We start from the raw sequence: 22,659 nt of genomic DNA, 5'->3' as shown, positions 1-22,659 counted from the left end.
AGGGGCGCCAGCACGTGGTGACCGCGTTATTCCGGCTTGATGCCGATGTCGCGGATCAGCACCGACCAGCGCGGCAGTTCGGCGCCCACGAATTGGCTGAAGGCCGCCGAATCGCTGCCCACCACCGTGAACCCCTGCTCGCTCAGCTTGGCCTGCATGTCCTGTTGCGCCAGCGCGGAGCGGATGGAATTGGACAGCTTCTCGATCACCGGCTTGGGCGTCTTGGCCGGCGCGAACACGCCGTACCAGGTCGACACCTCGAAGTCCTTGAAGCCCGATTCGGCCAGCGTGGGAATCTGCGGCGCCTTGGGATCGCGCTTCAGGCTGGTGATCGCCAGCGGACGCACCTTGCCCGAGGCGATGTGCGGCAGCGCCACCGGCAGGTTCGCAAACATGTAGGGCACGTGCCCGCCCAGCACGTCGGCGATCGCCGCCGATTCGCCCTTGTAGGGCACGTGCGTGACCTTGGTGCCGACCCGGTGCGCGTACAACTCACCCGCGATGTGTTGCGGGCCGCCCTGGCCGGAGGACGCATAACTGAGCGCGCCGTTGCCCGCCTTGCGGATGTGCTCGGTCAGCTCGCCGACGCTTTTCACATCGATCATCGCGGGGTTGACCACGAGGATGAGGGGCATCGTCACGATCTGCGAGACCGGCTCGAAATCGGTCTCGGGTTTGAACGGCAGCGTGGGGAACAGGGATGGCGCCACGACCATGGTGGATTGCGATCCCAGGAATAGCGAGTAGCCATCGGCGGGCGAGCGGGCCACGTTGTCGGCCGCGATCGTGCCCGTGGCGCCGGCGCGGTTTTCCACCACCACCTGCTGACCCAGGCTGTCGGCCATCTTGGCGCCCACCAGCCGCGCCACGATATCCGCGCCGCCGCCCGGCGCGAAGCCCACGACCATGCGCAGGGGCTTGGCGGGAAATTCGTCGGCCAGCACGGCGCCCGGGGCGGCCGCCAGCGACAGGGCGAGGCCGGCGGCGCCGGCAATGCGCGCCAAGCGGCGCGCCTTCATACAGGGGTATTTCATCTGCGTCTCCGTGTGCCGCCTGCCGGGCCCTGCCCCGATCACGCATACAGCGGCGGATCGAAGCCTCCCACGACGGCTCGTTGTGGTTTTGGGTGTTGCCAGGGCATTCTGGCCATTGCACTCAACACCAACAAGTACGTGAACACGCAGTCAAACGATAATTTTTTTTGTGGTTTCAGGGGTAGCCGAGGGAGCACCGGCGTCCGAGGCGGGGCACAAAAAAAACCACCCGCGAACGGGTGGTTTTCAAGATCTTCGCCCGGGACGTTCCGGCAGGCGGGAACGCTCAGGACGTCACGATGCGATCAGAACTGGTACGTGTAGGTGAGTTGCACCACGTCCAGGCCCGGGTTCGGGCGCTTGATGCTGGCATTCGAGAAGTGCGAATAGCGCACGCCGATGCGGTTGTTCGGCGTGAGCAGGAAGCCAACGCCGACGTGGTCGCCGAACTGGAAGGCCGTGCTGATGTTTTCGTCGGCGAAGCGCGTGCTGGAGAACAGCGTGGCGCCGATACCCGCTTCGATGTAGAAGCGTTCGCCGGTCCACCAGCGGAACATCGGGATGGCGCTGAACTGCCACACATGGCCGGGCGAACGCGAACCGTCAGCCTGCCAGTACGAGGCGCCGAATTCCGGCGTCAGGTCCAGCCGGCCCCAGTTGCCGCCGAATTGATAGGTCCAGAGCGAGGCAGTCTCGTAGTTCAGGGTCAGGCGCTTGTAGTGATCGCCAATGCCGTAGTGCAGGCTGACGCCGCCCTGCGTGCCCTCGGACGACTGGGCGCTGGCAAAGGTGGCAACGCCTGCCAGGGCCAGGCCGGCAAGGCGCGTCAGCATTTTCTTCTTCGTCGACTGCATGGGATTAACTCCATCTATTTCTGGACTAACGGGGAACATTAGCAAAATCCGGACCAAGCCGCCTTACGCCTGTCGCAATATGGCAACAAACCGACATGAAAAAGACTGTTCCGGGCCACGCGTAATTCAAGCTTGCGATTTTGCGCTAGGCCGCCTTAGCAAGTGGCGTGCCCAAGCTTTAAACCTGCGCACAAAAACAAAAATGCCGCCCGAAGCACGAAGCCGCCGGCGGCATTTCCTAAGCCGGCGCGGCCGTCATGCGGCAGCGCGGCCGGCAGCATTGTCAGGCAGTAACCACGTCGGCCGGCTGATTGGTCAGCAGCGCCAGCAGGCGGGCGATTTCTTCGCGGAGCTGGCGGCGATCCACAACCATGTCGATGGCGCCCTTTTGCAGCAGGAATTCCGCGCGCTGGAAGCCTTCCGGCAGCTTTTCCCGCACGGTCTGTTCGATCACGCGCGGGCCGGCAAAGCCGATCAGCGCCTTGGGTTCGGCAATGACGACGTCACCCATGAACGCAAAACTGGCCGACACACCGCCCATCGTGGGATCGGTGAGGACGCTGATGAACGGCAGGCCGGCGGCCGACAGGCGGGTCAGCATGGCGTTCGTCTTGGCCATCTGCATGAGCGACAGCAGGCTTTCCTGCATGCGCGCGCCGCCCGAAGCGGCCACGCAGATGAACGGCGTCTTGTTGTCCAGGGCCGCCTGCGCGCCGCGCGCAAAGCGCTCGCCCACCACCGAGCCCATCGAGCCGCCCATGAATTCGAATTCAAAGCAGGCCAGCGTGGCGGGCACGCCGCGGATCGAGCCGCTCATGACCACCAGCGCGTCGGATTCGCCCGTGGCCTTGACGGCCTCTTGCAGGCGCTCGGGATACTTGCGCGTGTCCTTGAACTTCAGGGTGTCGACCGAACGCGTGGTCTGGCCGATTTCAACGCGGCCTTCCATGTCGAGCAGCGAATCGATCCGGGCGCGAGCCCCGATCCGCATGTGGTGGTCGCACTTGGGGCAGACGTGAAGGTTGGCTGCCAGGTCTTCGCTATACAGCACCGATTCGCACGACGGGCATTTCACCCAAAGGCCTTCGGGCACGCGGCGGGCGCCGCTGTCGCTGGTTTTGTTGATGCGAGGAGGCAGGAGTTTATCGATCCAGCTCATTGAGTATTCATCCCGTTTGAGATCGCGACCCGGCCGCTCAGGCCGACGCGTTCTCTCGTTTTACTTGATCCAGCGCCTGCCGGATGGTGCGCAGCCAGCCGCTGGCGGCGGCGACTGCGGCGTCGGTTTGCTGGGCAGCCGGTGCGTTGGCGACCGCCTGCTCCATGGTTTCAATCAGTTTGCTGCCAATGACCACGGCATCGGCCGATCGGGCCACGCGCTGGGCGCTTTCGGCATCGCGGATGCCGAATCCCACGCCGACCGGAATGTCGCGGACGTGGCGGCGAATCAGGGCCACGCGGTCGGCGACGTCGTCGGTGTTCAGCGAACCCGCGCCCGTCACGCCCTTGAGCGACACGTAATACACGTAGCCGCGCGCCACCGTGGCGACGGCCTTGATGCGTTCTTCGGTGGACGTGGGCGCCAAAAGGAAGATGGGCGCAATGCCGTGCTCACCCAGGGTGGCGGCGAACTCGATGACTTCCTCGGGCGGATAGTCCACGACCAGCACGCCGTCCACGCCGGCCTCGGCGGCGCGGCTGGCGAATTCCGCCTGCCCCATGCGTTCGATGGGATTGGCGTAGCCCATCAGCACCACCGGCGTCGCGGTGTCGCGCTGGCGGAAATCTGCCACCAGTTCGAGCACGCGGGCCAGGCCCACGCCCTGCGCGATGGCGCGGTCGGCGGCGCGCTGGATGACGGGGCCATCGGCCATGGGATCCGAGAACGGCACGCCCAGTTCGATGACGTCGGCGCCGGCCTCTACCAGCGCGTGCATCAGCGGCACGGTGGCGCCGGGGGAAGGATCGCCGGCGGCGATGTAGGGAATCAGGGCCGCGGCGCGGCCGGACTCTGCGGTGCGCGCGAAAGCCGCGGCAATGCGATCAGTGCGGGTTGTCATGTTCAGAGCTCGATGCCGGCGCGTTCGGCGACGGTGTGCATGTCCTTGTCGCCGCGGCCCGACAGATTGACCAGGATCACGGCGTCGCGCGGCAGCGTGGCGGCCATCTTGACGGCTTGCGCGATGGCGTGCGAGGACTCCAGTGCGGGCATGATGCCTTCGATGCGGCAGCAATCGTGAAAAGCCTTCAGGGCTTCCTCGTCGGTGATGCCGACGTATTCGGCGCGGCCCGAATCCTTGAGCCACGCGTGTTCCGGGCCGACGCCCGGGTAGTCCAGGCCGGCGGAGACCGAATGCGTTTCCTGAACCTGGCCGTCCGCGTTCTGCATGACGTAGGTACGGTTGCCGTGCAGCACGCCCACCTGGCCCGCGGCCAGCGATGCGGCGTGCTTGCCGCTGTCCATGCCCTCGCCCGCCGCTTCGACGCCGATCAGGCGCACTTCTTCGTGGGGGATGTAGGGATGGAAGATGCCCATGGCGTTGGAGCCGCCGCCCACCGACGCCACGACGTAGTCGGGCTGGCGGCCGATGGCCTCGGGCATCTGCGTCAGGCATTCGTTGCCGATGACGGTCTGGAAATCGCGCACCATGCGGGGATAGGGGTCGGGACCCGCCACCGTGCCGATGATGTAGAACGTGTTTTCGATGTTGGTGACCCAGTCGCGCATGGCTTCGTTCAGCGCGTCCTTCAGGGTGCGCGAACCGGAAGTCACGGGCACCACGGTCGCGCCCAAGAGCTTCATGCGGTAGACGTTGGAGGCCTGGCGGCGCACGTCTTCGCTGCCCATGTACACCACGCATTCCATGCCGTAGCGGGCCGCGACGGTGGCGGTGGCCACGCCGTGCTGGCCCGCGCCGGTTTCGGCGATGACGCGCGGCTTGCCCATGCGCTTGGCCAGCAGGGCCTGGCCGATGCAGTTGTTGATCTTGTGCGCGCCGGTGTGGTTCAGGTCTTCGCGCTTGAACCAGATCTGGGCGCCGCCGACCAGCTCGGACCAGCGCCGGGCGTGGTAGACGGGGCTGGGCCGGCCCACGAAATGCTTGAGTTCGTAGTTGAACTCTTCCAGGAAGGCGGGATCGACCCGATAACGGTCATAGGACGCGCGCAGTTCATCGAGCGCGTGCATCAGCGTTTCCGCCACGAAAACACCGCCATAGGGCCCGAAATGGCCCTTGGCATCCGGAAAGTCGTAAGGTTTCACCAAAGCATCTCCCCCGGCATCGCGGCAGGCCACTGCCGGCCGCAAATCCGGTTTGCAACCCGTCATTTTACCTGACGCGGACGGCACCGGCGTGCCGCCCGCCCCCAGGAGGTCCGCTCGTCAGAGCGACTGCCCCATGCGGCGCAGGAAGGTTTCGCAGGCGGCAAGCTGGTCCAGCGCCACGTATTCGTTGGGCTTGTGGGCCTGTTCGATGTGGCCGGGGCCGCAGACCACCGTGGGAATGCCGATCCCCTGGAAAAGCCCCGCCTCGGTGCCGTAGGCCACCTTGCGCGTGGCGCGGTCTTCGGTCAGGGCGCGCACGAGCTGGGTGATGGCGGCTTCTTCCGAGGCTTCCAGGGCGGGCGCGGCCGCGCCGGTCTCGATTTCGATGCTGGCGCCGTCGAATTCGGCCTTCATCTTCGGCAGCAGTTCTTCGCGCACGTATTTTTCGACTTCGGCCTGGATGTCGTCGGGACGCATGCCCGGCAGATTGCGGAATTCGTAGGTGAATTCGCACAGTTCGGGAATGGTGTTGACCGCGATGCCGCCCCGGATCTGGTTGGTGGTCATCGTGGAGAACGGCACGTCGTAGAACTGATCGTAGGGGCCGTTGGCCTTGAAGCTGTCCGCGAGGTCGCGGATGCGGCAGATCAGGCGGGCGGCGTATTCGATGGCGTTGCAGCCGCGGGGCGTGAGCGACGAGTGGGCCGCCTTGCCGTGGACCTTGCAACGGAAGAGATTGATCCCCTTGTGGGCCACCACGACCTGCATGCCGGTGGGTTCGCCCACGACGCAGCCCTCGGGACGGATGCCGCGTTCGTGCAGGTCGGCCAGCATGTACGGCGCGCCCGCGCAGCCGACTTCCTCGTCGTAGGAGAACGCCAGGTGGATGGGCTTCTTGCGCGGCATGGCCATGAATTCCGGCACCAGAGCCAGGGATCCGGCAATGAAGCCCTTCATGTCGCAGCTGCCGCGGCCATAGAGCAGACCGTCTTTTTCGACGAGTTTGAACGGGTCCGTGCTCCAGTCCTGGCCGTCCACCGGCACCACGTCGGTGTGGCCCGACAGGACGATGCCGCCCTGCTGGTTGCCGTCTTGCGCCGGCAGCGTGGCAAAGAGGTTGGCCTTGGTGCGCTCGGGGTTGTGCGCCAGCCATGCCTCGACGCCCTGGCCCTTGAGCCAGTCACGGACGGTTTCGATCAGGGCAAGATTGGAATTGCGGCTGGTGGTGTCAAAGCCAACCAGCGTTTCCAGCCAGGTGCGCGCGTTCATGTCACTACTCTCGTGGGGAAAAGACGCAGTGTAAAGCCAGGCAGCGGCCGCGTCTCGGCCCCCATCCGGACGATTGCCGGGACGGCCCGGGGCGGCACCGCCTAGAATGTCGGCCGGATTTTAAAAAGCCCCCAAGGAGATCCCGTGCAGCACAAAGCAGTCCCCACACGCAACATCGTGGCAGCGGTAATCGGCAACGCCCTCGAATGGTATGACTTCCTGGTGTTCGCGTTCATGACGCCGATCATCGCCAAATTGTTCTTTCCCACGGACCCCAGCGTCCCCGGCAGCGAACTGAACGCCATCCTCATGACCACCGCCATCTTCGGCGTCGGGTTCTTCATGCGCCCGGTGGGCGGCATCATCCTGGGCCTGTACGGCGACCGCAAGGGCCGCAAGGCCGCCATGGTGCTGGTGACCTCGCTGATGGCCGTGTCCATCGCGCTGATCACGGTGGCGCCCACTTACCACGCGGCCGGCATCCTGGCGCCGATCTTCATCCTCATCGCTCGTCTGCTGCAAGGCTTCTCGGCCGGCGGCGAATTCGGCACGTCGACGGCGCTGCTGATCGAAATGGCGCCCAACGGCAAGCGCGGCTTCTATGGCTCGTGGCAGATGGCGGGCCAGATGCTGGCGCTGCTGATTGGCGCGGCCTGCGGCACGCTGATCACCGAGTTCTTCACCGAGCAGCAGATCGCCGACTGGGCGTGGCGCCTGCCGTTCGCCTTCGGCCTGGTGATCGTGCCGATCGCCATCTATATCCGCCGCAACGTCGACGAAACGGACGCCTTCAAGCAGATGAAGGAAGCCGACCGCCAGGCCGCCGAGCGCGGCGAGGTCAAGCGCCTGTCGCTGGGTCAGATGCTGCGCACCCACACGCGCGAGACGCTGATCGGCGTGGGCCTGGTGGTGACGGCCACGGTGTCCATCTACATCACCTTCACGTATCTGGTCACCTATTCGACCAAGGTGCTGATGCTGCCGCTGAACCAGACCTTCCTGGTGCAGATGGCGGGCGCGGCGCTGATGGTGGTGCTGACCCCGTTCATGGGCGCCTGGTCCGACCGCATCGGCCGCCGTCCGCTCGTGATCGGCTCGCTGATCGGCTACCTGATCGTGCTGTACCCGCTGTACTTCTGGCTGTCGGACGCGCCGTCGATCGGCCGCCTGCTGACCGTGCAGGTCGTGGTCTGCATTTTCGTGTCGGCGTTCTTTGGTGTGTTCAGCACGGTGATGGCCGAGCTGTTCCCGGCGCGCGTGCGTTCGGTGGGCCTGTCGCTGGCCTATAACGTGGCCGTGATGATCTTTGGCGGGTTCGCGCAGTTCATCGTGACCTGGCTCATCAAGACCACCGGCTCGCCCATGGCGCCCGCCTACTACGTGATGTTTGGCGTGGCCCTGGGTCTGGTTGCCGCGTTCTACATGCGTGATCGCGCGCATGAAGACCTGGAGCACTGAGGCCTGAACCGCCCCCGCCCCGCGTTGTTCAGCGCGCGGGGCGATCTCCGGCAGCGGCGCCGCTGCCGGACACCCCGCTAGCGGCGCGTCGCCGACGACACGCCTGGCACTTCGGCCAGCGCATCGAGCGCGCGCGACAGCGATTCGCCGCCGCGCACTTCCACCGTGAACACCATGTGAGCCAGCGACTGCTTGCTCTGCGTGTTCACGCCCACCACGTTCAGACGCAGGCGCGCAAACACTTCCGACAGGTCGCGCAAGAGGCCCGACCGGTCGTGCGCGCGCACGCTGATGTCGACCGGATAGAAGGTATCGGCGGTTTCGCCCCACGCCACCTCGATGACGCGTTCGGGCTCGCGCGCCGCAAGCGCCAGGTAGCTGTGGCAGTCGCGGCGGTGGATGGACACGCCACGGCCGCGCGTCACGAACCCGGAGATCGCATCCGGCGGCGCGGGACGGCAGCAGCGGGCAAGCTGCGTCAATAGCGACCCCACCCCGACCACCAGCACACCGCTCTTGCCGCTTTTCTCGGCGCTGCCCGCGCTGGCGTGGCGCAGCGCGGCCGGCGTGGGCTCGGCCGCGGGCGCCGGCTGCTGGAACACCGCATCGATCTGGCGCAGGCTGAATTCTTCCTTGGCCGCGGCAACGTACAGGTCGTCGGCGCGGGCAAAACCCAGGTTCTGCGCCAGCTGTTCCAGGTTGATGGCCGTCTTGCCCAGACGCTGCAGTTCCTTTTCGACGAGCGCCTGGCCCTGCGTGATGCGCTGCTGCAGTTCAATGGCGTTGAACCACATGCGCACCTTGGCGCGTGCGCGGGGGCTGGCCAGAAATCCCAGCTGCGGATTGAGCCAGTCGCGCGACGGGCCGCCGGACTTGGCGGAGATGATCTCCACGGTCTGCCCGGTGGACAGATGCGTCTGCAGCGGCACCATCTGTCCATCGACGCGCGCGCCCCGGCAGCGGTGACCCAGGTCGGTATGCAGGTGGTAGGCAAAATCCACCGGCGTGGCGCCGGCGGGCAGCTCGATCACGCGCGCCTGGGGCGTCAGCACATAGATGCGCTCGTCGGTGTGCGCGGGCGCCGCCACCGCGCCGCGGCTCTTGCCCGCGGCGGCCCTGCCCGAGGCAGGCTTGGCCGGTTCGGGCGGCGTGTCCGCGCCGCCCTCGACTTCGCTGTTCCAGGCCAGCAACTGGCGCATCCAGGCAAGCTGCCGGTCGTATTCGCTGGAGGCGGCCACCTGGCCGCCCTTGGCGCCCGCTTCCTTGTAGCGCCAGTGCGCGGCCATCCCGTATTCGGCGAACTGATGCATCTCGCGCGTGCGGATCTGCACTTCGAAGGGGCGGCCATCGTCATCGGTGACCACCGTGTGCAGGGACCGGTAGCCGTTGGGCTTGGGCCGCGAGATGTAGTCGTCGAATTCCTCGGACAGCGGCGTCCACATCTCGTGCACCATGCCCAGCGCCGTGTAGCACGCGCGCACGTCGTCGACGATGACGCGCAGCGCCCGCAGGTCGTACATCTGCGAGAAATCCAGGCGCTTGACGCGCATCTTGTTCCAGATGCTGTAGATGTGTTTGGGCCGGCCGCTGACCTCGGCCTGGATGCCGCTTTTGGCCAGGGCTTGTTGCAGGCGAGCGATGGCGCCGGCGATGAAGGCCTCGCGCTCGACCCGCTTTTCTTCCAGCAGGCGGGCGATGTGCTTGTACTTTTCGGGCTCAAGAAACCGGAAGGACAGGTCTTCCATTTCCCATTTGATCTGCCAGATGCCCAGCCGGTTGGCCAGCGGCGCGTACAGGTCCAGGGTCTCGCGGGCAAAGTCGGGCGAGCACGGGGCCTTGCTTTCGGCGTGCCAGCGCAGCGTGCGCAACCGCGAGGCCAACCGCATCAGTACGATGCGCAGATCGGCGGCCATGGCCAGCAGCATCTTGCGCTGCATTTCCTTTTGCGAGCCGCTAACCGCGGCGGCGTCGCTGGCCTGGCGGGCGACCACGCCCAGGCGCAGCAGGGCATAGGCGCCCTGCACCAACCGCGCGACCTCCGTGCCAAAGGCAGCGGCGAGGGGGTCGTTTCGCAGGGACGGCGCGGGGGCCATCAGGTCGGTGGGCAGCGCGGCCAGGAGCGCGGCGGTGCGCGTGGCCGCGTCGGTGTGCATGGCGGCCAGGATACGGACCACGCCGGCGCCGTGGCCGGCCAGGGGCTCGCCCGTGAGCGCATTCTGGCCGTGGAAACGCGGCTCGGCCCAGGCGGCGGCCCGGTCCAGCAACGTCAGGCCATCGGCATCCAGGCCCGCCCCGGCTTCCTGCCGCCAGGTAGCGTCGAATGGCGAAGGCGCATCGGGAACAGGCGGGGCGGACATGACGGGCGTTGCACAGGTATCTGGTTGAATATCCCGACACTCTACACTAGCGTTCAATCACCCTGAACACCCTGCCGCATCCCGGCATATGGAAGGAACCAAAGCTTATGTTGCGCTGGCTGAAGGGGCGCGGCGCCCGCCCGTCCGAGGTCGCCGAAATGCAGGCCCGCATCCCGCCCGAACTGTGGCGGCAGGTGCTGGACACCTATCCGTTTCTGGCCGTGCTGACGCAGGACGAAGCCGCCCAGCTGCAGTCGCGCGCCGCGTGGCTGCTCGCCAGCAAGACCATCAACGGCGCGCAGGGGCTGGAGGTCTCGGACTTCATGCGGCTGTCCATCGCCGCGCAGGCCTGCCTGCCCATCCTGAACCTCACGCCCGAGCTGTACGAAGGTTGGGACGAGATCATCGTGTATCCCGCCAGCTTCCGCATTCCGCGCTCGCGTCAGGACGAGGACGGCGTGGTCCACGAGTACATCGAGGACGCCGCGGGCGAAGCCTGGGAAGGCGGGCCGCTGGTCCTGTCCTGGGAGGACACGCAATTGTCCGAAGGCGGCTTTAACGTGGTCATCCACGAATTTGCCCACAAGCTGGACCTGCGCTCGGGCTTTGCGGACGGCATGCCGTCGCTGTCGGCGCATCCCGAGATCCAGCCGCGCGCGTGGCGCCAGGTGCTGGACGACAGCCTGGACCGCTTCATTGCGGCGGTCGACGCCGTGGAGGCAGCGATTCCGCACGACGTGGATCCCGAGAGCGAGGAAGCGGACGCCTGGTACGGGCAGCTGCCGATGGATCCCTACGCGGCCACGGACGAAGGCGAGTTCTTTGCCGTCAGTTCGGAGCACTTCTTCGTGGATCCCCACCCCATGCAGCAGGCCCTGCCCGAGTGGTATGCGATGCTGCGGGCGTATTACCGGCAGGACCCAGCGGAGCGGTACGCATGAAGGAATTGCTGATCGTCTGGCATTCGCGCACGGGCGCGGCACAGCAGATGGCGCGCGCCGCCGCGCGCGGGGCCGCCGAAGCCGCGGGCGCGCTGGAGCAGCCGGACGATCTGCGCGTTACGTTGATGCGCGCGCAGGATGCCGGCGACGACGCTTTGCTGGCCAGCCACGGCTTCCTTTTCTGCGCCCCCGAAAACCTCGCCAGCCTGAGCGGCGAGATGAAGGAGTTCTTTGATCGCAACTACTACGCGGTGCTGGACCGCCTGCAGGGACTGCCCTACGCGGCCATGATCAGCGCGGGCAGCGACGGCGCGGGCGCCGCCCGGCAGGTCGAACGCATCTGCACCGGCTGGCGGCTGGCCCCGGTCGCGCCCGCCGTCATCGTGAACCTGGGCGCCCAGACCGCCGCGCAGATCCTGGCGCCCAAAACCGTGCCGGCGGCGGATCTGGCGCGTTGCGAGGAACTGGGCGGTCTGCTGGCGGGCATCATGCTGATGGGCGCGTAACGCGGCGGGGCGGGGTGTCTGACGCCTGGTCTGACGTCCAAGCAAAGAAAAAGCCCTCGGCGTTGGCCAGAGGGCTTTTCTGGGTGCCGGACGAAGCCGGCATTCAGCGTGCGTGCCTCACAAGGCGGCCGTCACCACGATCTCGACCTTGTAGTCGGGGTTGGCGAGGCGGGCCTCGACGGTGGCGCGGGGGGGCGAGTTGCCGTCGGCGACCCATGCGTCCCAGGCCTTGTTCATGCCGTCGAATTCCTTCATGTTGGCCACGTAGATCTGGGCCATCAGGATCTTGGTCTTGTCGGTGCCGGCTTCGGCCAGCAGACGGTCGATCGTGGCGAGCACTTGCTCGGTCTGGCCCGTGATGTCCAGCGTGGCATCGTCCGGCACCTGGCCCGCCAGGTAGGCAACGCCGTTGTACACGGCCATGTCCGACAGGCGCTTGGTCACGTGAAAGCGCTTGATGCTGCTCATGAGAATTCCCCTAGAGTCGAGTGGTTTGGTTGGAACTGGGTAAGGCTGCCCGCGCGCGACGCCCGGGCGTCATCAGGCAGGCGGCAACTGGAAAACCTGGCGCAGATAGGCCAGGTAGGCGGGATCGTCGCACATCGTCTTTTCGGGCGCATCCGACACCTTGGCCACCGGCTGGCCATTGCAACGGACCATCTTCATGACGATCTGCAGCGGCTCGTGGCCCAGATCGTTGGTGAGATTGGTGCCGATGCCGAACGACACCTTGCAGCGGCCCGAGAACTGGCGCGCCAGCTCGATGGCGCGCGGGAAGGTCAGCGCATCCGAGAACACCAGCGTCTTGGCGCGCGGATCGACGCGGTTCTTGCGGTAGTGCTCGAGCAGACGCTCGCCCCAGATGAAGGGATCGCCGGAATCGTGGCGCGCGCCGTCAAAGAGCTTGCAGAAATACATGTCGAAGTCGCGCAGGAACGCATCCATGCCGTAGACGTCCGACAGCGCGATGCCGAGGTCGCCGCGGTATTCCTTGGCCCACACTTCCAGCGCGAACACCTGTGAATCGCGCAGCCGCGGACCGAGCGCCTGGCAGGCCTGCAGATATTCGTGGCCCATGGTGCCCAGCGGCAGCACGTCGTGTTCCTTGGCAAGCAGCACGTTGCTGGTGCCCGCGAAATGCGGACCCATCTCGGCTTTCATGGTGGAGACGATTTCTTCGTGCCAGGCCTTGGAGAAGCGGCGCCGCGTGCCGTATTCGGCCACGCGGAAATCCGCCAGCGCGGGATCGTCCAGCACCAGATGCATCTTGGACTGCAGGCGCTTGCGGCCCTCTTCCCAGTCCGGATGCTTGCGGGTGTTTCGGAAATAGACCTCGTTGACGATGGCCAGCACGGGGATCTCGAACAGGATCGTGTGCAGCCACGGCCCCTTGACCTCGATGCTGATTTCGCCGGGGCCTTCGCCTTCGCTGATGTGAATGCAGCGCTCCGGCATGTGGAACAAACCCAGGAAATCAACGAAGTCGCTTTTGATAAAGCGCAAGCTGCCGAGATATTTAAGCTCGTCTTCCGTGAAGCGCAACTGACATAGCTGATGCACTTCGTCGCGGATTTCGTCCAGATAGGGGCGCAAATCCACGCCTTGCGTCCGGCATTTGTACCGGTACTCGACCTGGGCAGCCGGGAAGTGATGCAGCACCACTTGCATCATGCTGAATTTATACAGGTCGGTGTCGAGCAGCGAAGTAATAATCATGATTGCGCGTTTCGTTTCGCGACACCATAGCATGAAGCAGCGGGCCTTCGACACGATGGGCCACGCTGTCAATACGGGTATTGCCGGCACATCGGCGCGGCATTGGGTAAAATCCGCCCATTAAGACACATCTGCCGCCGATCCCCGGAGTTCCTGAATGACCCACGTAGTCACCGAAAACTGTATCAAGTGCAAGTACACCGATTGCGTCGACGTGTGCCCGGTGGACTGTTTTCGTGAGGGTCCGAACTTCCTCGTGATCGACCCCGACGAATGCATCGATTGCGCGGTCTGCATCCCCGAATGCCCGGCCAACGCGATCTACGCCGAAGAAGACGTGCCGCAGGACCAACTCAATTTCATCGCGCTGAACGCCGAACTCTCCCCGGAATTCGCCAGCATCAGCCGCGCCAAGAAGCCCCTGCCCGACGCCGACGAATGGAACGGCAAGCAGGACAAGCTGCAATATCTGGAAAAGTAATCCACGGGCGCCGGCCGCAAGCCGGACTGGCGCTTGCCGTGCGATGTCCCGATGACCGACGACTCCAAATACACGCGCCAGACCATCACCAGCGTCCACACCTGGGTGCCGGACAAACTGTTCTCCGTGCGCGTGACGCGGGACGAGGCCTTCACGTTCGTGCCAGGCCAGTTCGCCCGGGTGGGTCTGCCCGGCGCTGAAGACCCTGACGGCGCGCCCACGATCTGGCGCGCCTATTCCATGGTCTCGGCCCCGCATGAGCCCTGGCTGGAGTTCTATTCCATCGTTGTCCCGGACGGGCTCTTCAGTCCGCGCATGGCGCGTCTGCAGCCCGGCGATGCGCTTTACGTCGAAAAGGCCCCCTACGGCTTTCTGACGTTGGAGCGCTTTGCGCCCGGCGGCGACCTGTGGCTGCTGGCCTCGGGCACCGGTCTGTCGGCCTACCTGTCCATCCTGCGCGACCCGGCCGTCTGGCGCGCTTACCGCCGCATCGTCCTGGTGCACGGCGTGCGCACCGCGGCCGAACTGGCCTATCGCGACGAAATCGAGTCCTGGCGCCGCGATCCGGCCCTGGCCGAGATGTTTGCCGCCGACCCCGGCAAGCTCGTCTACCTGCCCATCGCCACGCGCGAAGCCATGCCCGGCATGCCGCAAGCGCGCATCACCACGCTGATCGCCGATGGCCGCCTGGAGCAGCTGGCCGGCCAGCCGCTGGATCCCGAGACCGCCAAGGTCATGCTGTGCGGCAACCCCGCCATGCTGGCGGAGGCACGAAAATTGCTGGGTGATCGGGGATTCAAGCCGGGACGCCGCGGCATTCCGGGCAACCTGGCAGTAGAAAATTACTGGTGATCCCGCACTGCATGGCGTAGTGCATAAATCCACCTTTTGGCGTCACCGCAAGGCATGAACGCGGCCCTAAACTGGTGCGAAACACATGACGGGTCGCTTTTTAGCAACAAAATCAGGCACTTTGCCTGACATTCTTCAGTCTGATTGGAAATATCGTTACGCCTCGGAGCAATAATCGGGGCACACGCTCGACCCAGAAGGACTTCCCCGAAATGCTGTACCAATTGCACGAAATGCAGCGCGCCTTCCTGACTCCGTTCGCTGCATTCACGGACGCCGGTTCTCAGCTGTTCTCCAGCCCCTACAGCCCGCTCGCCTATACCCCGATCTCGCGCCAGATGGCCGCCGGGTATGAGCTGATGACCCGTATCGGCAAGGAATACCAGAAGCCCGCCTGGAATCTTCCCACCACCCAGATCGGCGGCAAGTCCGTGCGCGTGATCGAAGCCGTGGCCATGGACAAGCCGTTCTGCCGACTGGTGCACTTCCAGCGCGACGTGCGCCTGGCTGGCAAGAACGATCCCAAGGTGCTGCTGGTGGCCCCGCTTTCCGGGCACCACGCCACCCTGCTGCGCGATACCGTGCGCGCCCTGCTGCCCAACCACGATCTCTATGTGACCGACTGGGTCGACGCGCGCATGGTGCCGCTGTCGGCCGGGCCGTTCCATCTGAACGACTACGTGCGCTACGTGCAGGACTTCATCCGCCACCTGGGCCCGGACGTGCACGTCATTTCCGTGTGCCAGCCCACGGTGCCGGTGCTGGCCGCCGTGTCCCTGATGGCCTCTGCCAACGATCCCTGCCAGCCGCGCAGCATGGTGATGATGGGCGGTCCCATCGACCCGCGCCAGTCGCCCACGCAGGTCAACCGCCTGGCCACGACCAAGCCCTACGCCTGGTTCGAGAACCAGGTGATCCACCCCGTTCCGCCCCGCTATCCGGGGGCCGCCCGCCGGGTTTATCCGGGCTTCCTGCAACATGCGGGATTCATGGCCATGAATCCGGACCGCCACATGAAGTCGCATTACGACTTCTACCTGGACCTGCTGCGCGGCGACGACAGCGATGCCGAAGCGCACCGCCGGTTCTACGACGAATACAACGCGGTGCTGGACATGCCGGCCGAGTTCTACCTGGACACGATCCGCATGGTGTTCCAGGAGTTCGCGCTGCCCGGCGGCACCTGGGAAGTGGACGGCAAGCTGGTGCGCCCGGCCGACATCAAGGACGTGGCCCTGTTCACCATCGAAGGCGAACTGGACGACATTTCCGGCCAGGGCCAGACGCGCGCGGCCATCACGCTGTGCAAGAACATTCCGGCCGACCGCAAGGCGCACTACACCGCGCCGAACTGCGGCCATTACGGCATTTTCTCGGGCCGCCGGTGGCGCGAAATGATCTGTCCTAAAATTGCCGAGTTCATCCGGCAATCGGCTTGAGGACGGCGCCGCGCCGTCCTTCCCGCGGGGCACGGGCGTAAGCCCGGCGCCGCCAGCAGCCTGATCCGTATCCCCGGGGCCCAAGCGGCCCCTTTTCATTACTGGCTTTACATGTCCTGTCGCTCATTAGCCGACCGCGTTGATGCCTTGCTGCCTCAGACGCAATGCACCAAATGCGGTTACGACGGCTGCCGGCCCTATGCCGAGGCCATCGCCGAGGGCGCCGCCCCAATCAACCGCTGCCCGCCCGGCGGCGAGGACGGCGTCGCCGCCTTGTCCGCGCTGCTCGGCACGCCCCTGCTGCCGCTCGATCTGTCACGCGGGGAACCCGGCCCGCTGCTCGTCGCGCGCATCGACGAATCGCATTGCATCGGCTGTACGCTGTGCATCCAGGCCTGTCCGGTCGACGCCATCGTCGGGGCCAACAAGCACATGCACACCGTGCTGGACGACTGGTGCACCGGCTGCGACCTGTGCGTGGCGCCCTGTCCCGTCGACTGCATCGAGATGGTGCCGGCCGGGCGCGCATGGACCAGCGAGGACGCCGCCGTCAGCCGCGAGCGTCATCGCCGTCATCAAGCGCGCGCCGAGCGCCTGGCCGCCGACAACGCGCGCCTGATGGCACCAGAGATGCCCGAAGCGCCCGCGCCCGTGGCGCCCGCCGCCGAGGATGCGCAAAAGGAAGACCGCAAGCGCTCCGCCATCGAATCCGCGCTGGCCCGCGCCCGGGCCCGCCGCAATCCCACGCAGTCATGAACGCCGCCAAACGTCGAGAGATCTTCGCCCGCCTGAAGGCGGCCAACCCCACCCCCACCACCGAACTGGAATACGCCACGCCGTTCCAGCTGCTGATTGCCGTGCTGCTGTCGGCACAGGCGACGGACAAGTCGGTCAACATCGCCACGCGCAAGTTCTTCCCGCAATACGGCACGCCCGAGGCCCTCTTGGCGCTGGGCGAGGAAGGGCTTGCCGACTACATCAAGACCATCGGCCTGTTTCGCACAAAGGCCAAGAACGCGATCGCCACCTGCAAGATCCTGATCGAGCAGCACGGCGGCCAGGTGCCGCAAACACGCGAGGCCCTGGAGGCCCTGCCCGGCGTCGGCCGCAAGACGGCCAACGTGGTGCTCAACACCGCGTTCGGACAGGCAGCCATGGCGGTGGACACGCATATATTCCGCGTCTCGAATCGCACCGGCATCGCGCCCGGAAAAAACGTGCTGGAAGTCGAGCAAAAACTCATGAAGTTCGTGCCCAGTGAATATCTGCTGGACGCGCATCACTGGCTTATCCTGCACGGCCGCTACGTTTGCGTGGCGCGCAAGCCGAAGTGCCCGCAATGCGGCATTTCCGACCTCTGCGAATTCAAGTAGAAAACGCCTGCCTGACATCACCGCGCGGGTATTCACCAGCGATTATGCGAGCGGAAAACCGGGTTTTCCCTCGCCTATTGCCGCGTGACATCTTGATGACGATCAACGCGTAATTGCTGCAATGCATTTGCATATCGGGAGCCCATTCTCCCCATAAGCACACTGCATTGTCGGCATGCCGACAATTGGCCTTTCCGCAGTGCAAAACCTATGACAAACCCTCATGGAATTTTGATTGCGACGTCCGCATACTCGCCGGCAACTCATAAGAAAACTGAGCACGCAAACAGTTTTCCAACCCTGCGGGGGCCTGTCGCAATGACGCCGGGCGGAGACCATATAAATACAACGCTGGTGCAGCGAACATGGATGACACAATCCTGGAGACAAAAGGCCTCACCAAGGAGTTCCGCGGCTTTGTCGCGGTCAACGGGGTCGATTTGCGTATCAAGCGGGGCGAGATTCATGCCTTGATCGGGCCTAACGGCGCGGGCAAGACCACATGCTTCAACCTGCTGACCAAATTCCTCGCTCCCACGTCGGGCAGCATCAGGTTCAATGGCATCGACATCACCGGCGAGCGGCCCGCGCAGATCGCGCGGCGCGGCATCATCCGGTCGTTCCAGATCTCGGCGGTGTTCCCGCACCTGACCGTGCTCGAGAACGTGCGGATCGGCCTGCAGCGCAAGACCGGCCTGTCCTATCACTTCTGGCAAAGCGACAAGCGGCTCGCCTCCTTGAACGAGCCGGCGCGCGCGCTGCTTGAACAGGTGGACCTGGGCGACTTTGCCGATGAAACCACAGTCAACCTGCCGTACGGCCGCAAGCGCGCGCTCGAGATCGCCACCACGCTGGCGATGGAGCCCGAGCTGATGCTGCTGGACGAACCCACCCAGGGCATGGGCCACGAAGACGTGGACCGCGTCACGCAATTGATCAAGCGCGTGAGCGCCGGGCGCACCATCCTCATGGTGGAACACAACATGAACGTCGTGTCCTCCATCGCCAACACCATCACCGTGCTGGCGCGCGGATCGGTGCTGGCCGAAGGTTCCTACGCCGAAGTCTCCCGCCATCCGGCCGTGATGCAGGCTTACATGGGCACGACCGACGGCGAACTTCAAGGAGCGCACGCATGAGCACCCCCGCACTCGAAATCTCGGGCTTGAACGCCTGGTACGGGGAATCGCATATCCTGCACGGCGTGGACATGCGCGTTGGACAAGGCGAGGTCGTCACGCTGCTGGGCCGCAATGGCGCCGGCCGCACCACGACGCTGCGCGCCATCCTGGGCCTGACCGGTTCGCGCAAGGGCTCGGTCCGCATCCATGGCACCGAGGCCATCGACCTGCCCACTTACAAGATTGCCCACCTGGGCGTCGGCTATTGCCCCGAGGAACGCGGCATCTTCGCCAGCCTGTCTTGCGAAGAGAACCTGCTGCTTCCGCCGGTCGTGGGCTCGCTTGGCGGCGGCATGTCGCTGGCCGAGATCTACGACATGTTCCCCAATCTGCAGGAACGCCGCAATTCGCCGGGCACGCGCCTGTCGGGCGGCGAACAGCAGATGCTGGCCGTGGCGCGCATCCTGCGCACCGGCGCAAACCTGCTGCTGCTCGATGAAATCTCCGAAGGCCTCGCGCCCGTCATCGTGCAGGCGCTGGCCCGCATGATCACGGCGCTCAAGCAGCGGGGCTACACCATCGTCATGGTGGAACAGAATTTCCGCTTCGCCGCGCCGCTGGCCGACCGCTTCTACGTCATGGAGCACGGCCAGATCGTCGAGCACTTCGAAGCTGCCGAACTTTCAGAAAAACAGGACACGCTCAACGAACTGTTGGGCGTCTAAAGCAACCTGTGTCATCCGCCGGAACCCCGGCAAACACCACACCGTAGGGAAGAGGAGTCATCCCATGAAGCTGCACACCATCACTGCTGCACTGGCCATGGCGGGCCTGGGATTCGCGGGGGCAACCGCCCACGCTCAAGGTATCTCCGACGATGTCATCCGCATCGGATTCATCACCGACATGTCGGGCGTTTACTCCGACATCGACGGCAAGGCGGGCCTGGAAGCCGTGCGCATGGCGGTCGAGGACTTCGGCGGCACGGTCAACGGCAAGAAGATCGAAATCGTCTCCGCCGACCACCAGAACAAGGCCGACGTCGCTTCCGCCCGCGCCCGCGAATGGTTCGACCAGCAGAAGGTCGACGTCATCATCGCCGGCACCAACTCGGCCACCAGCCTGGCCATGGCGGCGGTGGCCGCTGAAAAGAAGAAGCCCTTCATCGCAGTGGGCGCCGGTTCGTCCGACTTGACCAACGCCCAATGTTCGCCGTACACCGTGCACTACGCCTACGACACCGTGGCGCTGGCGCGCGGCACCGGCTCGGCAGTGGTGAAGGACGGCGGCAAGAGCTGGTTCTTCCTGACTGCGGACTACGCGTTCGGCCACGCGCTGGAGCGTGACACGATGGCGGTCGTCAAGGCCGCGGGCGGCGAAGTGAAGGGCCAGGTGCGCGCACCGCTGGGCGCTTCGGACTTCTCGTCGTTCCTGCTGCAGGCACAAGCCTCCAAGGCGCAGATCCTGGGCATGGCCAACGCCGGCGGCGACACGATCAACACGGTCAAGGCCGCCAACGAATTCGGCGTCACCAAGACGATGAAGCTGGCCGGCCTGCTGGTGTTCATCAACGACGTGCACTCGCTCGGCCTGGACGCCACCAAGGGCATGTACCTGACCGACGGCTGGTACTGGGATCAATCCGACGCCTCGCGCGCCTGGTCCAAGAAGTTCGAGTCCAAGGTCGGCCGCAAGCCGTCCATGCTGCAGGCGGGCGATTACTCGTCGGCGATGTTCTACCTGAACGCCGTCAAGGCCACCGGCTCGGATAACGGCGACGACGTGATGAAGTGGATGAAGTCGAACAAGGTGAACGACTTCTTCGCCCAGGGCGGCGTCGTGCGCGAGGACGGCCGCATGGTCCACGACATGTACCTGATGCAAGTGAAGACCCCGGCCGAATCCAAGGGCCCGTGGGACTACTACAAGGTGGTGGCGACGCTGCCTGGCGACGAGGTCTACACCAAGTTGTCCGAGTCCACCTGCAAGCTGGTCAAGAAATAAACCGGCGCATGTGATCCCGGATGCGGTCCGGGCCGACAGCCCGGCCGCATCCTTCCTGACTAGCTCGCTTCCTTCCGTACCGCGCAGGACTTTCACACGATGACTGACATTTTCGGCATCCCCATACAGGCCTTGTTCGGCCAGCTGTTACTGGGCCTGGTCAACGGTTCCTTCTATGCAATGCTGTCGCTCGGACTCGCCGTCATCTTCGGGCTGCTCAACGTCATCAACTTCGCCCACGGCGCTCTCTACATGCTGGGCGCCTTCGTCGCATGGATGGGGCTGTCGTACTTTGGCCTGAATTACTGGATCATGCTGATCCTGGCGCCGCTGATCGTGGGCCTGTTCGGCATCATCATCGAAAAGCTGCTGCTCAAACACCTTTACAAGCTCGACCACCTGTACGGGCTGCTGCTCACCTTCGGGCTGACGCTGCTGATCGAGGGGCTGTTCCGCAGCTTCTACGGCGTGTCGGGCCAGCCGTATCCCACGCCCGAGGCCCTGCGCGGCGCGACCAACCTGGGTTTCATGATCCTGCCGAATTACCGTGGCTGGGTCGTGGCGGCGTCGATCATCGTCTGCTTTGCCACGTGGTACGTCATTGAACGCACCCGCCTGGGCGCCCTGCTGCGCGCCGGCACCGAGAATCCGCGCCTCGTGGAATCCTTCGGCGTGAACGTGCCCCGCATGATCACGCTGACCTATGGGTTCGGCGTGGCGTTGGCGGGCTTTGCCGGGGTGCTGGCCGCGCCGGTGCTGCAGATCTCGCCGCTGATGGGATCGAACCTCATCATCGTCGTGTTCGCGGTGGTCGTGATCGGCGGCATGGGCTCCATTCTTGGCGCCATCGTCACCGGGTTGGGCCTGGGCGTGATCGAAGGCCTGACCAAGGTGTTCTGGCCCGAAGCGTCCAGCACGGTCGTCTTCATCATCATGGCCATTGTTCTGTTGATCCGCCCGGCCGGGCTGTTCGGAAAAGAAAAATGAATCGTCAATTCCTGGGCTATGCGGTCTTGGCCATCGTGGTGGCCTTGCTTCCCTTCGCAGGCGTGTATCCGATCTTCGCCATGAAGGTCATGTGCTACGCCCTCTTCGCGTGCGCCTTCAACCTGCTGCTGGGCTTCACGGGGCTCTTGTCCTTCGGCCACGCCGCCTTTTTGGGCAGCGCGGCCTATGCGGCCGGACACAGCATGAAGGTCTGGGGCCTGCCCACCGAGCTGGGCCTGCTGTTCGGCGTGGCCGTGGCGGCGCTGCTGGGCCTGGCCATGGGCGCGCTGGCCATCCGCCGCAGCGGCATCTACTTCGCCATGATCACGCTGGCGCTGTCGCAGATGGTGTTCTTCTTCTTCCTGCAGGCCAAATTCACGGGTGGCGAGGACGGCCTGCAAAGCGTGCCGCGCGGCACGCTGTTCGGGCTGGTCGACCTGTCCAAGGACATCAACCTGTACTACCTGGTGATGGCCATCTTCATCATCGGCTACTTCATCATCTGGCGCACGGTGAACTCGCCCTTCGGGCAAGTGCTGCAGGCGCTGCGTGAAAACGAGCCGCGCGCCATCTCGCTGGGTTACGACGTCGACCGCTTCAAGCTGGTGGCCTTCGTGCTGTCGGCCGCCCTGGCGGGCCTGGCCGGCGCCACCAAGACGCTGGTGTTCGTCTCGGCCACGCTGTCGGACGCCACCTGGCAGATGTCCGGGCTGGTGATCCTGATGACGCTGATCGGCGGCCTGGGCACATTGACCGGTCCGGTGCTGGGCGCGTTCATCGTGGTGCTGCTGGAGAACAAGGTGGGCGACTTCGGCCAGATGATGGCCAACCTGACCGGCGTCGAATGGTTCCTGCGCCTGGGCGAGTCCGTCACCATCGTGAGCGGCCTGATCTTCGTGGTCTGCGTGCTGGCGTTCCGGCGCGGCATCGTGGGCGAGCTGGGCGCGCTCTTCAACCGCCGGCGCGCCGCCCGCGCGTGATCCGATTTATCGGTTGATTGAC

The 22,659-nt window shown here is 65.2% G+C and carries 22 protein-coding genes; 13 read left to right on the top strand and 9 right to left on the bottom strand.

Annotated features, from left to right (window positions below; genetic code table 11):
* Positions 1-26: 26 nt before the first annotated feature.
* From H4P35_RS05930 to argE, 6 genes are all read right to left on the bottom strand, one after another.
* A complete protein-coding gene (locus H4P35_RS05930; protein WP_226848406.1) occupies positions 27-1,034 on the bottom strand; it encodes a tripartite tricarboxylate transporter substrate binding protein in 1,008 nt (335 codons plus the stop codon).
* A 305-nt stretch (positions 1,035-1,339) separates the two neighbouring features.
* The gene (locus H4P35_RS05925) at positions 1,340-1,888 is read right to left on the bottom strand and encodes an acyloxyacyl hydrolase (RefSeq protein WP_056321866.1); all 549 of its coding nucleotides are present in this window, start codon (positions 1,886-1,888) and stop codon (positions 1,340-1,342) included.
* A gap of 283 nt (positions 1,889-2,171) precedes the next feature.
* Positions 2,172-3,047 (bottom strand): acetyl-CoA carboxylase, carboxyltransferase subunit beta, encoded by an 876-nt coding sequence (gene accD, locus H4P35_RS05920; RefSeq protein ID WP_056321862.1) that lies wholly within the window; start codon positions 3,045-3,047, stop codon positions 2,172-2,174.
* 37 nt (positions 3,048-3,084) lie between these two features.
* Positions 3,085-3,948, bottom strand: coding sequence for a tryptophan synthase subunit alpha (trpA, locus tag H4P35_RS05915; RefSeq protein ID WP_180099034.1), 864 nt, complete (start codon positions 3,946-3,948; stop codon positions 3,085-3,087).
* Between the two features lie 2 nt (positions 3,949-3,950).
* On the bottom strand, positions 3,951-5,150 hold the full coding sequence (gene trpB, locus H4P35_RS05910; RefSeq protein WP_056322725.1) for a tryptophan synthase subunit beta: 1,200 nt from the start codon (positions 5,148-5,150) through the stop codon (positions 3,951-3,953).
* 120 nt (positions 5,151-5,270) lie between these two features.
* Entirely contained in the window at positions 5,271-6,422 is a 1,152-nt protein-coding gene (gene argE, locus H4P35_RS05905) for an acetylornithine deacetylase (RefSeq protein ID WP_062840548.1), read from the bottom strand.
* Positions 6,423-6,566: 144 nt separating this feature from the next.
* Here argE and H4P35_RS05900 point away from each other — a divergent pair, with 144 nt between their 5' ends.
* Positions 6,567-7,880: an MFS transporter gene (locus H4P35_RS05900; protein ID WP_056321854.1), complete on the top strand. Its 1,314-nt coding sequence runs from the start codon at positions 6,567-6,569 to the stop codon at positions 7,878-7,880.
* A gap of 77 nt (positions 7,881-7,957) precedes the next feature.
* On the opposite strand, the gene H4P35_RS05895 is transcribed toward H4P35_RS05900, so the two are convergent.
* On the bottom strand, positions 7,958-10,237 hold the full coding sequence (locus H4P35_RS05895; protein ID WP_226848405.1) for a bifunctional (p)ppGpp synthetase/guanosine-3',5'-bis(diphosphate) 3'-pyrophosphohydrolase: 2,280 nt from the start codon (positions 10,235-10,237) through the stop codon (positions 7,958-7,960).
* A 107-nt stretch (positions 10,238-10,344) separates the two neighbouring features.
* Here H4P35_RS05895 and H4P35_RS05890 point away from each other — a divergent pair, with 107 nt between their 5' ends.
* Positions 10,345-11,178, top strand: a complete 834-nt coding sequence (locus tag H4P35_RS05890) for a zinc-dependent peptidase (RefSeq protein ID WP_226848404.1) — start codon at positions 10,345-10,347, stop codon at positions 11,176-11,178.
* On the top strand, positions 11,175-11,684 hold the full coding sequence (locus H4P35_RS05885) for a flavodoxin family protein (RefSeq protein WP_226848403.1): 510 nt from the start codon (positions 11,175-11,177) through the stop codon (positions 11,682-11,684). Before H4P35_RS05890 ends, H4P35_RS05885 begins: the two co-directional genes overlap by 4 nt.
* Positions 11,685-11,801: 117 nt before the next feature.
* On the opposite strand, the gene H4P35_RS05880 is transcribed toward H4P35_RS05885, so the two are convergent.
* Both H4P35_RS05880 and pncB read right to left on the bottom strand, forming a co-directional pair.
* A complete protein-coding gene (locus H4P35_RS05880) occupies positions 11,802-12,152 on the bottom strand; it encodes a RidA family protein (RefSeq protein WP_056321843.1) in 351 nt (116 codons plus the stop codon).
* A 72-nt stretch (positions 12,153-12,224) separates the two neighbouring features.
* On the bottom strand, positions 12,225-13,400 hold the full coding sequence (gene pncB / locus H4P35_RS05875; protein ID WP_056321839.1) for a nicotinate phosphoribosyltransferase: 1,176 nt from the start codon (positions 13,398-13,400) through the stop codon (positions 12,225-12,227).
* Between the two features lie 157 nt (positions 13,401-13,557).
* On the opposite strand from pncB, the gene fdxA reads away from it, so the two are divergent.
* The 10 genes from fdxA to H4P35_RS05825 all read left to right on the top strand — a co-directional run bounded on the left by fdxA (position 13,558) and on the right by H4P35_RS05825 (position 22,637).
* Complete coding sequence (gene fdxA / locus H4P35_RS05870; protein WP_006389264.1) at positions 13,558-13,881, top strand: ferredoxin FdxA; 324 nt, start codon at positions 13,558-13,560, stop codon at positions 13,879-13,881.
* A 51-nt stretch (positions 13,882-13,932) separates the two neighbouring features.
* Positions 13,933-14,733, top strand: coding sequence for a ferredoxin--NADP reductase (locus tag H4P35_RS05865; protein ID WP_142050327.1), 801 nt, complete (start codon positions 13,933-13,935; stop codon positions 14,731-14,733).
* Between the two features lie 212 nt (positions 14,734-14,945).
* Entirely contained in the window at positions 14,946-16,172 is a 1,227-nt protein-coding gene (locus H4P35_RS05860) for a polyhydroxyalkanoate depolymerase (protein WP_226848402.1), read from the top strand.
* Positions 16,173-16,283: 111 nt separating this feature from the next.
* Positions 16,284-16,928 (top strand): electron transport complex subunit RsxB, encoded by a 645-nt coding sequence (gene rsxB, locus H4P35_RS05855; protein ID WP_226848401.1) that lies wholly within the window; start codon positions 16,284-16,286, stop codon positions 16,926-16,928.
* The gene (gene nth / locus H4P35_RS05850; RefSeq protein WP_226848400.1) at positions 16,925-17,545 is read left to right on the top strand and encodes an endonuclease III; all 621 of its coding nucleotides are present in this window, start codon (positions 16,925-16,927) and stop codon (positions 17,543-17,545) included. Before rsxB ends, nth begins: the two co-directional genes overlap by 4 nt.
* 365 nt (positions 17,546-17,910) lie before the next feature.
* Positions 17,911-18,684, top strand: a complete 774-nt coding sequence (locus tag H4P35_RS05845; protein WP_062840539.1) for an ABC transporter ATP-binding protein — start codon at positions 17,911-17,913, stop codon at positions 18,682-18,684.
* Entirely contained in the window at positions 18,681-19,391 is a 711-nt protein-coding gene (locus H4P35_RS05840) for an ABC transporter ATP-binding protein (RefSeq protein ID WP_062840538.1), read from the top strand. Before H4P35_RS05845 ends, H4P35_RS05840 begins: the two co-directional genes overlap by 4 nt.
* 64 nt (positions 19,392-19,455) lie before the next feature.
* A complete protein-coding gene (locus H4P35_RS05835; RefSeq protein WP_056321822.1) occupies positions 19,456-20,670 on the top strand; it encodes an ABC transporter substrate-binding protein in 1,215 nt (404 codons plus the stop codon).
* Positions 20,671-20,769: 99 nt separating this feature from the next.
* On the top strand, positions 20,770-21,657 hold the full coding sequence (locus H4P35_RS05830; protein WP_056321820.1) for a branched-chain amino acid ABC transporter permease: 888 nt from the start codon (positions 20,770-20,772) through the stop codon (positions 21,655-21,657).
* The gene (locus tag H4P35_RS05825) at positions 21,654-22,637 is read left to right on the top strand and encodes a branched-chain amino acid ABC transporter permease (protein ID WP_056321818.1); all 984 of its coding nucleotides are present in this window, start codon (positions 21,654-21,656) and stop codon (positions 22,635-22,637) included. Before H4P35_RS05830 ends, H4P35_RS05825 begins: the two co-directional genes overlap by 4 nt.
* Positions 22,638-22,659 lie beyond the last annotated feature (22 nt).

The sequence above is a fragment of the Achromobacter sp. 77 genome (genome assembly GCF_020541125.1).
GTDB classification, from domain to species: Bacteria; Pseudomonadota; Gammaproteobacteria; order Burkholderiales; family Burkholderiaceae_B; genus Achromobacter; species Achromobacter mucicolens.
The sequence above is the reverse complement of the archived record's forward strand: the minus strand, read 5'-3'. Positions and strand labels throughout refer to the sequence as shown.